Genomic DNA, 14,558 nt, shown 5'->3' with positions numbered 1-14,558 from the left:
CAACAAAAATGGCGCGGACGTCCCGGCAATGCGTTACTCGTCTTCCGGATTCACACCCAGCGCGCGGAGGCGTGCTTCGAGCTCGGCGACGCGGGTAGCTGCGGCGTCGGCGCGGGCAGACTCGACGTCGGCGCGTTCCGCGCCCGTGGCGATCAGCTCGCCATCCGTGCGACACCAGCGAAGCCAGCGATCGGCCATGCCTTCGTACTCGCCGTCCCACAGCGTAAGGCCGAGGCCCACCGCCTCGAACCATGGCTCTTTGAGGGGCACGTACAGATCACCGCGAAGCTCGAACGCGTGCAGCGCGGCAGGGCCCAGCTCCCCGCCCGGGTCCCACACCACATAATAAGCGACTCTCATGCGCGCGTAGCCGCGCTTCTTGCGATCGAGCTCTCCACCAACGCGGTTGGAAACGACTTCGATGACCAAGTCCGGGGGCTTGCCGAACTCCCACACGAAGTACGTCATGTGCCGTTTGTCCGGCCACAGCTCCGAGCGCCAACGCACGTCCAAGCTGAGCATCACGTCCGGCACCAGCGGCGGCTCGCGGGGCGATGCGAAGCAGCCCACGTTCGCGGCCGCCAGGAATTGACGGGGTTCCGGCTCGCCGTCGCGCCCCGGCGGGCCGCCCCAAGAGGCATAGAGCGACTCCGTGAGCAGCCGCATCTGCTTCTCGGAGTACGGGTTATCCACGGGGGCTCCGTCGTCGATCACGATTCCGGAGACGTCCGGCGGCTCGACTTCGAAGCCTTCTCGCGGCGCGGTCACGGTCATCAGCTTTCCCTCCGTTCTGGGTTTGGTCAAGGTCACGCCTGCACATCGCCAAGCTGCCTTTCAAGCTTCGGGCCACCAGGTGCGCCCGTGGGATTTCGCCGGGTTAGCCGCCGCCGTGAGGGTGGCCGCCGGTGGCGAAGGGTGGCGATCGCCAGTGCGAGCTCGGGACGTCAGTTAGACTGCGACGATGGCCATGAACGGAGCGAGCTGGGTGCTCGCGGGTATCGTCTTGATGGCATGCTCCGGCGAGAGCAGCTCGGACGTGCCATCCATGGGGGGAGCGGGTGGGGGCGCTGGGGTGGCGGGTGCCGCTGGGTCTGGTGGCGTGGCGCAAGATGGCAGCGCTTCGGGCGGCGGTGGTGGAACGGCGGGCAGCGACGCGGGCGATCCGGACTCCGCCACCGGCGGCGCGGCGGGCATGGCGGGCGTCGGCGGCAGTGGCGGCAGCGGCGGCACGGACGTCCACCTGCAGCCGCAGCACCACGCGTCTCAGCTGTTGTTCGATCCCGCGAAGGACAGCTTCAACATCAGCTACCACAGCTTCCGGATCCCCTCCCTGGTCCGTACCAAGAAGGGAACCCTGCTCGCCTTCGCCGAAGGTCGACAGTGCTCCCACGTCGACTTCGGCAACATCAACCTCGTGTACAAGCGCTCCACGGACGACGGCAAGACCTGGGGATCGCTGCAAGAAGTGGTCGGCGCCGGGGCGGGAACCTGGGGCAACCCCACCGCCGTCGTCGATCAGGACACCGGCACCATCTGGCTGTTCATGTCCTGGAACCCTGGGGACAAGAGCCAGAACGGCGGCACCAACCCGTGCACCAATACCGCCACGTCGGTCGTCGGCGTGGGCGACCGCCCAGTGTTCGTGAGCACCAGCAAGGACGATGGCGTCAGCTGGAGCCAGCCCGTGGACATGACCAGCACGCTGCAGCCGGCGGGCACCACCTGGGACGCGGTGGGTCCTGGCGTCGGTATCCAGACCACGAGCGGGCGGCTCGTGATCCCCGCGATCCACCGCAACATCTACAGCGACGACCACGGCCAGAGCTGGAGCTACGAGAAGCTTCCCGGGGGCACCAGCGAAGGCACCGTGGTGGAGCTGTCCGACGGCCAGCTGTTGCGCAACGACCGCGCCGTGGGGAGCACTTGGAACACCGGCAAGCGCCGGTGGCTGTCGCGCGGAAACATCGGGACGGCCTTCGCGGATTTCGCGCCGCACCAAACCCTATTGGATCCTCGGGTGGAGGGCTCGTCCATCCGCTACAGCGAGAGCCCACATCGCATCGTGTTCTTGAATCCGGCCTCCACCGTGGCGCGCTGCAAGATGCGGGTGCGGCTGAGCTACGACGACGGCAAGACCTGGCCCCTGTCCCGGCAGCTGCACGACAAGCTCACCGCGGACGAAACCTGTCAGCAAAAGCTCGGCGGCTATTCCAGCTTGGCTCGTACGGCGGACGACCACATCGGTGCGCTCTCGGAGCGGGAAGACGCCGGCAATCACCGAAGCATCGAGTTTCATCGCTTCAATCTGTCGTGGATCGTGGACGGCACGCCCGAGCCGTTGTGATTGACAGCGCGGCCTGCGGCGTTGGAAAACGCGGGCGATGATCAAGCGCGGGATTGTGGGAGCGGCGGTGGTGCTGGTGGTGGGTTGCGGCGCTGCCGGTGGCGCGGGAGAGCCGGCCATCGCTGGCGCTCGTGACGAGGCGCCCAAGGGTGCCGCGGTCTACGATCGCGAGTGTGCGGGCTGTCATGGTGCTCACGGAGAGGGCCTCAGCAACGCCCCCGCGGTGATGGGCAAGGAGGCCCTGGCGCTCACGGGGAGCGATCGCGGCAAGTTCGTCACCGCGCAGGACGTGTTCGACTACGTGAAGAGCGAGATGCCGCTACCCAAGAAGAAGGTCGGCAGCTTGAGCGAGCAGCAGTACTGGGAAGTGACGGAGTACTTGCTCGCGGCGAGCGGCCGCAAGCTGCCGGACGGCGGCCTCACGGCAGACAACGCCGCCTCCGTCACCGTGAACGCCGACAAGTAGCCTCCGTTATTTGGCCGTTTCGTGCGCCCCGGCGTACGAATTCCGCGGTGTTTTTCTTTCGCCGTCCCTGCGCCGAGTTTCCCAACGACAACCCCGCTCTGCACGAGGGCGCCGTGTGGATTTGCCGCGACGTTCGCGGTCCCGCTCGAGCCATCGTACGCGCGGTGATGGCGGACGCGCCGGAGCCGATCGCGGTCGCGGAAGCGGTCGCCGAACCGCTCGCGGAAGCGGCGCCGGTCGCGGTCGCGGAAGTGGAGCCGATTGCGGAAGTGGCGCCGATCGCGGTTGCGGAGGCGATCGCGGAGCCGAGTGCGGAAGTGGAGCCGATCGGGGTTGCGGAAGCGGAGCCGATCGCGGAGGTGGAGCCGATCGCGGTTGCGGAAGCGGTTGCGGAGCCGGACGGGGGCGACGCGACGGATGGGGGCGACGCGACGGATGCGTTCGCGACGCTCGTGCAGGCGCTCGGTGACGTCGCCCTTGCCTCCGGCGCGACGCGCGCCGCTGCCGTCATCGGTGAGCTGATCGATCACGGTCACGTTTCCGTTTCGCTGCTTTCCGAGGCGGCCACGCGCACGCTGGTGGCCCGCGGGTGGGCCAGCGCGGCGAGCGGCACCCTGACGCTTTCGTCCGCGACGCAGTCGACCCTCGCGGCCTGGCGCAGTGTGCTGCGAGGCGAGTCCGCCGACTTCGAGGCGTGCGGCGACAGCACCTTGGACGCGTGGTGTGCCGAGCTGCTCGCAGCGGTGAGCGGCACGCCGGAGCGCGCCGGCGAGCTGCGCCGTGCCCTGCGCGCGCAGGGTGTGGCGGCATTTGGACTGATCGCGCAAGCCGCGTAGGCGCCGTTCGCGACGGGGCTCGCGCCGGACCGACATCAACCCGATCAGATTGTCGGGGCGGCGCGGAACCTCGCGTCAGCGCGAGCGCGCGCTGACACGGAACTCGTACAGCTCGCGCTTGCTGGTGCGTTTGCGCAAGCGGTGGATCTCCGCGTGACGGAAGCCGGCGGCTTCGAGCTGTGCGGCGAGCAGCTCTTCCACGGGCAGCACGACGTCGAAGAACTTGGAGTTGCCCACGATGTAATGGACCTCGCCACCGGCGGCGACACGCGGGCGCAGGCTGCGGACGTGCACGTCCATGTCGGTGAAGTACTTGAGCACGTAGCTGCCGAGCACCGCGCTCTGTTTGGAGATGCGCTTCACCAACGGCAAGAGACCCGGCGCCGGAGATTTCTTGGGCGGTTTCCAGCTGGAAAGGCGGCTGGTGGCGGCGCCCCAGGTGCCGCCGATGGCGGTCCAGTCGAGGTCGCCGGCGGCGCGGCGATCCTTCAGATAGCCGAGCCAGTACATGTAGGGGCGAAGCTCGCGGATGTAGCTCATGCGGTTGGCGTAGGGCGGCGAGGTGATCACCGTGCCGTACTTCACCCGCGGGCCCAGTGCTTTCAGGTCGCGCGCGTCGCCCAGCACCACGCGGCTCGTTGCGCGCGGGAGCGGTGCGCGGGCGGCGGCGGCGATGCTCGGCATCTCGGCTGCGAGATCGGCGGCCACGGCGCGGCGCGCTGCGGCTTTGGAACGCGTCGGGCCGGCGTCCGCAAACGACATCGATTGATGGCCGAAGCTCGCGCGCGACGCGGCAATCAGGGTGCGGCAAAACCCCAGCGCGGCGAGGTCCCGGCTCTTGCCGGCGCGCGTGCCCGCGAGCACGGCGAAGGCTGCGGCGAGCCCCGACAAGGAACCGTCGTCCCACCAACGCTCGATGCGATGGATCTCCGGAGTCCATCCGCTCGCCGCTCCGGCGCGGGCCGCCGCGGCCATGCGCGCCCCAAGGCCCTCTGCGGCGGCCACGCTGCGCTCGCTGTAACGCGCGGTCTTCGCCCTCGCCAGCCACACGAGGAACGGATTCACGTCGACGGTATCGCAATCCACGCCGCTCTCGGCGCAGGAAAGGAGCGTCGTCCCGGTCCCGCAAAAGGGGTCCAACACCGGCAGATCCGGCCGCGCCCGCGCAGCCAATAGCTCCCGCACCACGTGCACGGAGTACGCGGGGGTCAGGCGCAGCCAACCGTGCCGCGTTTCCCGGAGATTGCCCTGGAACGTGAAGCGCTGGCGCGACTTCATGCCACCCGACGCCCCAGCGCGAAGATCGCGAGCACGACCATCGCGACTCCCATCGCATAGGCCGCCGCCGGGGGCCAGCCCAAGGCGACGGGCAGGTAGCCGCCGAACAGCGCGGCGAGCATCGCCGTGAGCGCATAGGGCAGCTGCGTGGCGACGTGGTCCACGTGATCCGATCCCGCGGCGATGCTGGACATCAACGTGGTGTCGCTGATGGGCGAGCAGTGATCGCCGAAGATGGCGCCGTCGAGCACGCTGGCCATCGTGAGCAACGTCAGGGGCTCGCTGCCCGTGGCGTGGGCCAAGGGCACCGCCGTCGGGATCAGGATCGCCATGGTGCCCCAGGAGGTACCCGTGGCGAAGGCGACGGCCGCCGCGACGACGAAGGTCACCACCGGCACCATCACCGTCGGCAGGCTCTTGCCCACGGCGGCCACCAGCACCGGCCCGGTGCCGAGATCCTTGCACACCGCGGCCAGCGCCCAGGCGAGGAGCAGCACCAAGACGGCGCTCGCGCCCGCCTTCACGCCGCGGAGAAATGCTCCGAGGGACTGCGCGGGCGATAAGATGCGCTGGCCCAAAGGCAGCACGATCGCGACCGCCGCACCCGCCAGCGCGGCGGCAAACAGCACCTGCACGTTGTTCTCGCTGGCGGACAGCGTCTCGCGCCAGAAGGCGAAGGAGAGCGCGCTCCGCGGCCCGAGCTTTTCGAGCCCACCGCCGTCCACCACCAGGCCGCCCAGGGTGCCGAGCACCACCACGCCCACCGGCAACGCGGCGTTGATCCAACGCAGCGGCGCGCCGGGGGGCGGCTCCGCGTGACGCTCGCTGTCGCCGCCCAGGGGCTTCGCGCCGTCGCGCACCAGCTTGCCGTGCTCCCGCGCGCGCCGCTCCGCCGTGAGCATGGGGCCGAAGTCGCGATCGAAGTAGGACGACACGAACACGAACACCAACGTGAGCACGCAATAGAACCGGAACGGAAGCGCCGAGAACAACAGGGCGTAGCCGCTCTCGGAGAGGCCCAGGGTCTTGGCCACGTCCCCCAGGAGCCCCGCTTCGTAGCCGACCCAGGTGCTGATCAATACGATGCCGGAGATCGGCGCCGCGGTGGAGTCGACGATGTACGCCAGCTTCTCCCGCGACACGCGGTAGCGGTCGGCGAAGGGTCGCATGGTGGGGCCGACGAGCATGCAGTTGGCGTAGTCGTCGAAGAACACCAACACGCCCATGGCGAAGGTGCCCAGCTTGGTGCCCCGGGCCGAGCGCACCCAGCGCGCGACGGCCTCCACGATGCCCCGGGCGCCGCCGGAGCGCGCCGTCACCTGCACCATGCCGAGCAGCGCCAGGGTGAAGCCGATGATGTACAGATGGCTGGGCTCCAGCGCGTTTTTCCAAGCGTAATCGCGCAGGCCGGCCCCCAGCCCCTTGTGCAGCAGGGCGCCCACCAGCACTGCGCTGCCGAGCGACAAGAACAGTCGTCGGGTCACCAGCGCCAACAGTATGGCGATGATGGGCGGCGCCAGCGCCGAGCCATTGGGCACCCAGGGCAGCGCCGCCAGCGCCGACAAACCCAGCGCCAGAGCGAGGATTCGACCGCGATACGGCTTCACTTCTGGAGCAAGCGTCGGAGGCAGAAGACGGTCACGCCGACGACCACGCTCCAGGTGGAGAGCATGAAGATCCAACCGCCGGTGGTCATGTCGCGCCCTCCTCCGCCAGGTCGTCTTCCTCGTCCACGCTGGGGGACTCGGAGCGTGGCGGTGACTCCTCGTCGTCGTCGTCGTCCTTGCCGCGGTGATGCCACACCACCGCGACCATCACCGCGAACATGGCGATCAGGCCCAGGATCAAACCGCGGGCGAGCCAGATGTAGGGCTTGGTGTACAGGCCCTCGAGCACCATCGTGGCCTTGGCGGGAGCTCGCTTGCCCTTCACCTCGTAGCGGTAGTGCTCGAGGTTCAGCATGCGCTCGAGGGACTTCGCCGGCAGCGCCGCCTTGAAGGTCGGGTCTCCTTCGAGCTCCGTCACGCGCACGCCGCTGTCGTCCATTTCGAGGTGCGCCCACACCTTCAGGTCCCGGCTGCTGGCGTCCACGGCGCCCATCAACGCGCTCTTCAGCACGCCGTGCTCCGTGGCCTCGGGGCTGCCCTCCTTCGGCGCTTTGTGCTGGAATTCCCCGGGAAAGTCGTCGCGATTCAAGAAGCCGCTCACCAGCGAAGGCTTGGGAGAGAGCTTCCCGCCCATCACCACGTCGCTGTACACCCAGCCCGTCAGCACCGCGATCAGCGCGATGGGGGTGACGTACTGCAGGATGAAGCGGAACACCCTGGGCACCGTCATCAGTGAGCCGCGGTGCAGCTCCGCCCAGCCCTTGTCCATGCCGAACACCCAGGCGAACAGGATCACCTCGATGGCGCTGATCACCACCAACCCCAAGGTGCCCGCCCAGAAGTCGAGCTCGTCCAAGAAGCCGTAGCGCAGGAAGAACACCACCGGCAGGCTGCCCAGCAGCCAGAACACGCCGATCAGCGCTGCCGCCGAGCCGCGCTTCAGCTTGGCCTCGTCCTGCAAGAACGCCATCACCGGCTGGCACACCGCCACGCTGGAGGTGAAGGCGGCGAAGAACAGCAGCAAGAACCAGATGGTGCCGAACACCGTCGTCGAGTGCGTCGCGCGCAAGATCTCCGGCATGCTCACCATGCCGATGTCGAAGGTGCCGCTGGACGCGACCTCCGGGATCGCCGCCGCGCCGAAGAACACCGCCGCCGCCGGGATCGCGATCATGCTGCCGAAGATGATCTCGACGAACTCGTTGGTGGCCGCCGTCGTGAGGCCCGTCACCGCCACGTCGTCGTTCTTCCCCAGGTAGCTCGCGTACACCTCCAGCGCGCCGAAGCCGATGCTCAAGGTGAAGAACACCTGCCCCGCCGCCGCCAGCCACACGTTGGGCTTGCCCAGGGCCGAAAAGTCCGGATTCCACAGGAATCCCAGGCCATCGGTCACGCTGCCCTTGGCGTCCGGCAGGGTGAAGATGCGCACGCACATCAACACGCAGAACAACAGCAACAGCGGCATCGCGATCTTGGCGAGCAGCTCGATGCCGCCGGAAACTCCGCGGTACAGCACCCACACGTTCAGGGCCACGGTGATGACCAGGAACACCAGCGCCGTGTCGATGTTGGCGAAGTAGTTGCCGCTCGGCACCACACCCTGGAACTCCGCCAAGAACGTGCGCAGGTGCGCCGTCTCGTAGGTTCCCCGAAACGAGAACCACGAGTAGCCCAGGCACCACGCTTCCAGGTACGTGTAGTAGAAGCAGAACACCAACGGTCCCGCGACGCCCAGCGCCCCCAGGTACTTCGCGCCGCGCCAGCTCGTGAGCTTGTCGAAGATCCCCGGCAGCGTGCCATGGCCGTGCCGTCCACCCAGGCGTCCGATGGTCCACGCCACCCACATCATCGGCAGCCCGAAGATCACCAAGCTGATCAGGTACGGCAAGATGAACGCGCCGCCGCCGTTCTGCGCCGCTTGCCCCGGAAACCTCAGCAGGTTCCCGATGCCGACGGCGTTGCCGGCGGCCGCCAGGATCAAACCCCACCGCGACTTCCAGGACTCCCTCATCCCTGTTCCCTCGCGGCTGCCGTCATCGTTGGTCCTTCGAGGCTGCCGTCATCGTTGGTCCTTCGAAGGACTCCCTCATCCCTGATCCTCCGGCCGGATGTCGTATCCGCCGGCAGCCCCCGAGGTCAAGGACGCCGCCGCAACACCCCGCTTCAAACGTCTTCTTTTGTTGGTCCGCCGCGGAACCACCCAAAGAGCGGGGAAGCCGAGGGCAGAGGGTGCGCGGCGCGGACGGCGGCGCGGCGTGGCGCCGTTCGGACCGCTCCGGGAGGGCCGGCGCGTCCGAAAAGCGGACATTTGGGGCTGCTCGCTCTTCTGAGGGGGTCAGATGTCCGCTTTTCGGACATGCGACGGAAGCTGTCGCAGGGGCGCGCGCGAGGGGCGGCGCGAAAGTGCGGGGCGGCGCGAAAGCGGGGGTCAGTGCTTGCAGGGGACGGGTTTGAGCGTCTTCAGGCCGTTCTCGTCGATCACTTCCGCGTAGCACGGCTGCGCGTTGGGCCGCGTGGGGGGCGGCGCGACGTGGGGGGCGGCGAGACGGATGGGCACCTTCTGGTCGCGCTGAGCGAGCACCTTGGTCTTGCCCGATCGCCCGCCGAGCTTGGCTTCGAGCTCCACCGTCTGGTTGTCGTCGACCTCGACTTCGCACGGGGTCTCGTCGCACACCTGGGCGCCGTTCAGGTACAGGATGGCCTTGGGCGGCGTGGTCTCGACGGCGAGCTTCACCTTGGGATCCGCCGGGGGTGCGCTGTCCGTCGGTGCCACGACGGGTGCGCTGGCGCTCGTCATGGGAGTGGGCGCGGCGGAGGGCGCCGTGGTCTCGGTGGCCGACGCGGAAGTGGCGGGGCGCGGTGTTTCCGCGGCGAATCGCCAAAAGAAAACTCCGGCACCCCCCAACATCACGATGGCACCCAGGGCGATCCACGGAGCTTTGCTGGGGCGTGCCGGCGGGGCCAGCTGCGTCTCCGCTTCGGAGCGCTGCGGGGCCACGGAAGTGACCGCAGGCACCGCGGGGTTTTGGCGATCGGGATCGCTCGGATGGGTGTCGGCGTTGGGGTCGGGGCGGCTGAACTGGAGCGACGTGGGCGTGCCCGATTGCTCTCGCGGAGGCGGCGCACTGGAGAGGCGCTCGAGGCTGGGGGAGAGCTTGCCGCTGGCGGACAGGGCGCGACCCTCCGGAGTGGCGAGCAGGGCGGCGCCGAGATCCGTCATGCTCTGAAAGCGCTGGTCCGGCTCTTTTGCCAGGGCTTTGGCGACGGCCGCTTCGAGCTCGGGAGAGACCCGCACGGCGGGGTTCAGCTGCTTCATGCTGAGCAGCGGATCGTTCAGGTGCGAGGACAGCACGGCGAAGAAGGTGTCGCCCGTGAAAGGCACCGCACCGCTGAGCATCTCGAACAGCATGATGCCGGTGGCGTACACGTCGCTGCGGGCGTCCACGTGCTTGCCCGCCGCTTGCTCCGTGGACATGTACTCCGGCGTTCCGAAGATCATGCCCGTGCGCGTGAGACGGCGTCGGCGATGGCGCTCCGAGAGGGCGGCTTCTTCCGGCGTGCGGAGCTGGGCGATGCCGAAGTCCACCAGCTTGACGAGCTCTTCGCCGTCGGCGGTGGTGTGCAGGAAGACGTTCTCCGGCTTGAGGTCCCGGTGCACCACGCCGCGGGAGTGGGCGGCGGCGAGGGCACGGCAGATCTGCAAGGTGATGGCGATGGCGCGGTCGGCGCTCAGCACGCCGTGGTGCTCGAGCTCGTCCGCCAGGTCGTGCCCTTCCAGGAACTCCATGGCCAGGAAGAAGCAGCCGTTCTCCACCTGGCCGAAGTCGAACACGTCGAGCACGTTCACGTGCTTGATGCGCGAGGCGCTGATCGCCTCTCGCTGGAATCGCTCCACCAGCTCGGGCTTCGCGGAGTACTCCGGGTGCAGCACCTTGAGGGCCACGCGCTTCTGGATGGCCTCGTGCTCCGCCAGGTACACGGTGCCCATACCGCCCCGGCCCAGGCGCTCCAGCACCCGGTAGCGTCCGGCGACCACGGCGCCGATCAGATCGTCCGGCCTACTCTCCATCCCTAGGGCGGCGAAACCATACCTTTCCCCCGTTCTCGCCGCACGCCGTTCTGGTACGCTGGCACGTCCATGATCGTCGTGATGGAGCCGGACGCTCCTGAAACCGCCGTCGAAGCCGTCATCTCCTATCTCGTGGACGCGGGCTTCGATGTGCATCGGTCCAGTGGACAGTCGCGCTCGATCTTGGGCGTGGTGGGTGACGTCACGCAAGACGACGTCGCCGTGGTGCGGGAGCTCGATGCCGTGCAGGACGTGGTGCGCGTCAGCGAGCCGTTCAAGCTCGCTTCCCGGCGCTTTCGGCAATCGTCCACCGTGGTGGAGGGGCCCTGGGGCAGCATCGGCGGCGAGCGTCCATGGATCGCCATCGAGGCGATCGGGCTCTCCACGCAGGAGAGCGACAACGGGCCGCCCTCGGCGGAGCTGCCCTACGAGGTCGCTGCGGGTCGTCCCTTCGATGCGGCGGTGTCCCGCGGTCGATTGGTGCCGGAGAACGTCGGTTCCCTTACCTGCCTGCCGCTGGATCCCCGGGCTTCTTCGCCGCTGCATCCGGTGACCTTCGTGGAGCGGGCGCCCAGCTGGGGCGCGAACTCCTGGATCGGCTCTGCCGAGAAAGAGCTCGAGCGCCGCGAGCGCAGCGTGGTGCTCTTGGAAGCGGGTGGGGAGTACCCGAACGGCGCGCGCACGCTGGAGGTTGCGGCCATCGCGCGGGCGAAGATCCGCACGCATCTGCCCATCGTGGTGGACGTGCCCACCATCGCGCAGCGCTCGCGGTACTGCCCAGCGGTGGCCTGCGCGGCCATCGGTGCCGGGGCAGACGGCGTGATTCTACGGGTTTGGGCTGGGCGCCCCGGGGAGCGGCCACGGGTGCCGGCCACGCTGAAGTGGTCCGAAGCCGTGGTGCTCGCCGAGCGCTTGCGGGCCATCGCCGACGCCATTCGCGGATGACCCGCGTCGCCATCGTTGGCGTCGGGCTGATCGGCAGCTCGCTGGCCCTCGCCTTGCGAGAGCGGCGCGCCGCCACGGAGCTGTGGGGCATGGACCTCGCCGGCGTCGAGGGCGCCGCGGGGGCGTTCGATCGCCGGGTGGACCGCGCCGAGCTCGCGCGGGCGGACGTCGTGGTGCTCTCCACGCCGGTGAGCGTGATCGTCCGTGAGCTGCCGCACGCGCTTTCCGCACCGGTGGTGACGGACACCGGATCCACCAAGCGCGTGATCGCTGCCGAGGGCGCCGCGCATTTCGTTCCAGGTCATCCCATGGCCGGAGATCCGCAGGGCGGAGCCGAGCGCGCTCGCGCGGATCTGTTCGAGGGACGCCGCTGGATCCTGTGCCCCGAAGGTCGCGACCCGGCCGCCGTCGCCCAGGTCGAAGCCCTGGTGCGCGCCGTCGGCGCCGAGGTCGTGCATCTGGGCGCGGAGGAGCACGATCGCGCCGTGGCCGTCACCAGCCACCTGCCCCAGCTCCTGGCCAGTCTCCTCAAGGGTATGTCGCTGCAGCGCGGTACCGACGCGGCCGCGGGGCCCGCCTTTGAAGGCGCTACGCGCGTTGCCGGCGGGCCGGAAGCCATGTGGCGCGACGTCTTCGTCACGAACGCCGATGCCATCGCCGCGGCGGGGCGCGACCTGGCGTCACAGCTCGACGGCGCCCTCGCGGCGCTGGAAAAGTCACCCCCTGACGTCGAGCCGGCCCTCGCCCTGCTCGCGCGCGTTCGGCGCGTGGTACGTTAGGCAGGCATTTTGCTTCGGGGGAGCTTTCCCATGCGTCGTGCCGTCCTTTGGATCCTGTTCGTCTGTTACGTCGCGTTCGTCGCGTGCGATCTGAATCCGCAACCCGAGGTCCCCAGTGGCACGGTGGATGGCGGCATCGGCGGCGCGGGCGGCGGCATGGGCGGTAACGGCGGGGTAGGCAACGCCGGCGGCGGTGGCGGCGCGGGAGCGATGGGCGGCGCGGCCGGCGTGGGCAACGCCGGCGGCAGTGGCGGCGCGGGCGCGGTCGGCGGCGCGGACGGCGGTGGCGGCGCGGCGGGTGGGCCGCAGGATGCCGGCGGCGACGCGGACGCCGAGGTCGACGGCGCGACGGACGGCGGCACGGACGCCGCTGTGGACGCCGACCCTGGTGACGGCGCCCTGAGCGACTGACACGGCTGTGCCACCGTGTGCCGGCACACAGGCTGGCGGCTGCGGATTTTTGCCCCAGAGTGTGGTACACCTGAGCCAGGATGCGGCGGCGCAACCTGCTCTGGGTCTCGGTCGCGCTGGTGGCGCTCGGGGCGTGCGTTCTGAACCCTCAGCCGGAGGTGCCCTCCGACACGGGCTCGGGGGCTGCGGCCGGCTCGGGCGGGTTCTCGGGCGCGGGCGCCACGGGTGGCGGCGGTGGCTCCGGCGGGGTTCAGCTCGACTCGGGAACCGGCGGCGCTGCCGGCTCCGGTGGCACCGCGGGCTCCGGCGGCGTTGCGGGTGACGGCGGCGGCGTGGATGCCGAGCCCGATGGCCCGTTGGAAGGCGGCGACGCCGCGGACGCCGAGCCCGATGGCGGCGTGCTCGATGGCGACGTCGACGCGCCCTGGGACTGATCAGCTCGCGGACGGACCGCGACGCACCAAGTAGCTGTCGAGCACGTTGGCGATGAAGTCCGCCAAGATGCCGTCCGCCACCCGCAGCCGTCGGCTGAGCTCTCGCGCCAGGTTGAGCACGATGATCGCGTAGGACTTCACGTCATAGCGATACAGGGCGTCGAGATCTTGCGCGGTGATGCGCACCAAGCGCGAGGGCGCCAGCGCGCGCACCGTGGCCGAGCGCTTCTGCACGTCCAGGATGCTCATCTCGCCGAACCAGTCCCCGGGGCCCAGCATCGCCACCCGCGCGTCGATGCCGCGGTGGCTCTGCTTGAGCACTTCCATCTCGCCGTTCACCAGCACGAACATGTCCCGGGCTTCCTCGCCTTCCTTGAACACCAGGGTGCCGGCGTCCGGCGTGGCGACGCTCAGGGTGGCCGCCAGGTGCGCCAAGACTTCGTCGGAAAGCGCGCCAAAAAGGCCGATATTGCGCAGCTCCGCGGGATCCACCCGGCCGGAGAGCTCGCTCACAGGCACACTCCGTACTCGAGCCCATCGACGAAGAAGGGCGTCTGGAATCCGGTGCAGGTCGTGCCCACGCAGTCGCTGGTGAAGCCCACGCGACACCACTTGTGGCAGTCGCCGATGGTGTTGTCGTTGGGATCCGGCAGCGTGCAGCCGTAGCCCACCGCACACAGCGTGGAGTCGGCCTGTGGCGTCGCCGAGCAGTCCCCCGCGCCCGTGCCGGTGCCTGCCTTCGCACAGTCCGTCACCGGCGGCGTGTCGTTGTTCGCGTAGCAGCCGAGTCCCGCGCCGCACACGGCGCCCGGGTTCTCCAGAGCGCAGCCGGCGCGGCACACCTTCATGCCGGGGATCGGTTGCTGGTTGCTGTCCACCACGTTGATGCACGAGCCCGAGGTGCAGTCGGTGTTCTGCTCGCAGAACTGCTTGCAGGCCGTGCCCACGCAGGCGTACCCCGCGGTGCAGAAGGCGCTGCTGCCGTCGCACTTGGCGTAGGGCTGCACCGTACCTTCCGTCACGCAGCCGGTGACGCCGGTCAGCGCGACCACGTCGCACGCCTGGCCCGCGGCACAGCCGCACTGCGGAAACGTGTCGCACGTGCCCCCGGAGACCGGCGGTGTGCAGCTGCCGCCACCAGTGGCGCCGCTGCCGCCCGTGTTGCCCGTGTTCCCCGTCCCCGCCGTGCCGGCAAAGCCGCCAAAGCCCCCCGTGCCCCCGCCGTCCATGCCGCCCACAGCGCCCCCGCCGTCCGCGGCGCCAAAACCGCCGAAGCCGCCCACGGCACCCCCGCCGCCGCTCCCGCCCACGGCGTCGTCTCCTTTGGCGCAGCCCGCAAGCTGGACCGCCGCCGCCATCGAGATCACCCCCACGTAGATCAAGCGCATT

General features: G+C 69.4%; 14 protein-coding genes. 7 read left to right on the top strand and 7 right to left on the bottom strand.

Annotation, left to right across the window (positions count from 1 at the left end; translation table 11 throughout):
- Nucleotides 1–33 precede the first annotated feature (33 nt).
- A complete protein-coding gene (locus H6717_33735; protein ID MCB9582045.1) occupies nt 34–774 on the bottom strand; it encodes a Uma2 family endonuclease in 741 nt (246 codons plus the stop codon).
- Nucleotides 775–1,192: 418 nt separating this feature from the next.
- Here H6717_33735 and H6717_33730 point away from each other — a divergent pair, with 418 nt between their 5' ends.
- Genes H6717_33730 through H6717_33720 form a run of 3 tightly spaced genes read left to right on the top strand, consistent with a single transcriptional unit; the run spans nt 1,193 to nt 3,646 of the window.
- Nucleotides 1,193–2,344 carry an exo-alpha-sialidase gene (locus H6717_33730; GenBank protein MCB9582044.1) on the top strand — a complete coding sequence of 384 codons (1,152 nt, stop codon included), beginning with the start codon at nt 1,193–1,195 and terminating at the stop codon, nt 2,342–2,344.
- A 37-nt stretch (nt 2,345–2,381) separates the two neighbouring features.
- The gene (locus tag H6717_33725; GenBank protein ID MCB9582043.1) at nt 2,382–2,810 is read left to right on the top strand and encodes a cytochrome c; all 429 of its coding nucleotides are present in this window, start codon (nt 2,382–2,384) and stop codon (nt 2,808–2,810) included.
- 47 nt (nt 2,811–2,857) lie between these two features.
- Complete coding sequence (locus tag H6717_33720; GenBank protein MCB9582042.1) at nt 2,858–3,646, top strand: hypothetical protein; 789 nt, start codon at nt 2,858–2,860, stop codon at nt 3,644–3,646.
- 75 nt (nt 3,647–3,721) lie between these two features.
- Here the strand turns inward: H6717_33720 and H6717_33715 are convergent, their stop codons facing one another.
- From H6717_33715 to H6717_33700, 4 genes are all read right to left on the bottom strand, one after another.
- The gene (locus H6717_33715; GenBank protein MCB9582041.1) at nt 3,722–4,924 is read right to left on the bottom strand and encodes an SAM-dependent methyltransferase; all 1,203 of its coding nucleotides are present in this window, start codon (nt 4,922–4,924) and stop codon (nt 3,722–3,724) included.
- Complete coding sequence (locus H6717_33710; GenBank protein ID MCB9582040.1) at nt 4,921–6,531, bottom strand: Na+/H+ antiporter NhaC family protein; 1,611 nt, start codon at nt 6,529–6,531, stop codon at nt 4,921–4,923. Before H6717_33710 ends, H6717_33715 begins: the two co-directional genes overlap by 4 nt.
- 85 nt (nt 6,532–6,616) lie before the next feature.
- Nucleotides 6,617–8,542, bottom strand: a complete 1,926-nt coding sequence (locus tag H6717_33705) for a sodium-dependent transporter (GenBank protein ID MCB9582039.1) — start codon at nt 8,540–8,542, stop codon at nt 6,617–6,619.
- A 417-nt stretch (nt 8,543–8,959) separates the two neighbouring features.
- Nucleotides 8,960–10,600, bottom strand: coding sequence for a protein kinase (locus tag H6717_33700; protein ID MCB9582038.1), 1,641 nt, complete (start codon nt 10,598–10,600; stop codon nt 8,960–8,962).
- Between the two features lie 69 nt (nt 10,601–10,669).
- Here H6717_33700 and H6717_33695 point away from each other — a divergent pair, with 69 nt between their 5' ends.
- The 4 genes from H6717_33695 (at nt 10,670) to H6717_33680 (ending at nt 13,169) form a co-directional block, all read left to right on the top strand.
- On the top strand, nt 10,670–11,545 hold the full coding sequence (locus H6717_33695) for a hypothetical protein (protein ID MCB9582037.1): 876 nt from the start codon (nt 10,670–10,672) through the stop codon (nt 11,543–11,545).
- Nucleotides 11,542–12,324, top strand: a complete 783-nt coding sequence (locus H6717_33690) for a prephenate dehydrogenase/arogenate dehydrogenase family protein (GenBank protein ID MCB9582036.1) — start codon at nt 11,542–11,544, stop codon at nt 12,322–12,324. Before H6717_33695 ends, H6717_33690 begins: the two co-directional genes overlap by 4 nt.
- A 30-nt stretch (nt 12,325–12,354) precedes the next feature.
- Entirely contained in the window at nt 12,355–12,735 is a 381-nt protein-coding gene (locus H6717_33685) for a hypothetical protein (GenBank protein MCB9582035.1), read from the top strand.
- A gap of 80 nt (nt 12,736–12,815) precedes the next feature.
- Nucleotides 12,816–13,169 (top strand): hypothetical protein, encoded by a 354-nt coding sequence (locus H6717_33680; GenBank protein MCB9582034.1) that lies wholly within the window; start codon nt 12,816–12,818, stop codon nt 13,167–13,169.
- Here the strand turns inward: H6717_33680 and H6717_33675 are convergent, their stop codons facing one another.
- Both H6717_33675 and H6717_33670 read right to left on the bottom strand, forming a co-directional pair.
- Nucleotides 13,170–13,661, bottom strand: a complete 492-nt coding sequence (locus H6717_33675; GenBank protein MCB9582033.1) for a cyclic nucleotide-binding domain-containing protein — start codon at nt 13,659–13,661, stop codon at nt 13,170–13,172.
- 17 nt (nt 13,662–13,678) lie between these two features.
- Nucleotides 13,679–14,557 (bottom strand): hypothetical protein, encoded by an 879-nt coding sequence (locus tag H6717_33670; protein MCB9582032.1) that lies wholly within the window; start codon nt 14,555–14,557, stop codon nt 13,679–13,681.
- Nucleotide 14,558 lies beyond the last annotated feature (1 nt).

The sequence above is a fragment of the Polyangiaceae bacterium genome, from assembly GCA_020633235.1.
Taxonomy (GTDB): Bacteria; Myxococcota_A; Polyangia; order Polyangiales; family Polyangiaceae; genus JACKEA01.
The sequence above is the reverse complement of the archived record's forward strand: the minus strand, read 5'-3'. Positions and strand labels throughout refer to the sequence as shown.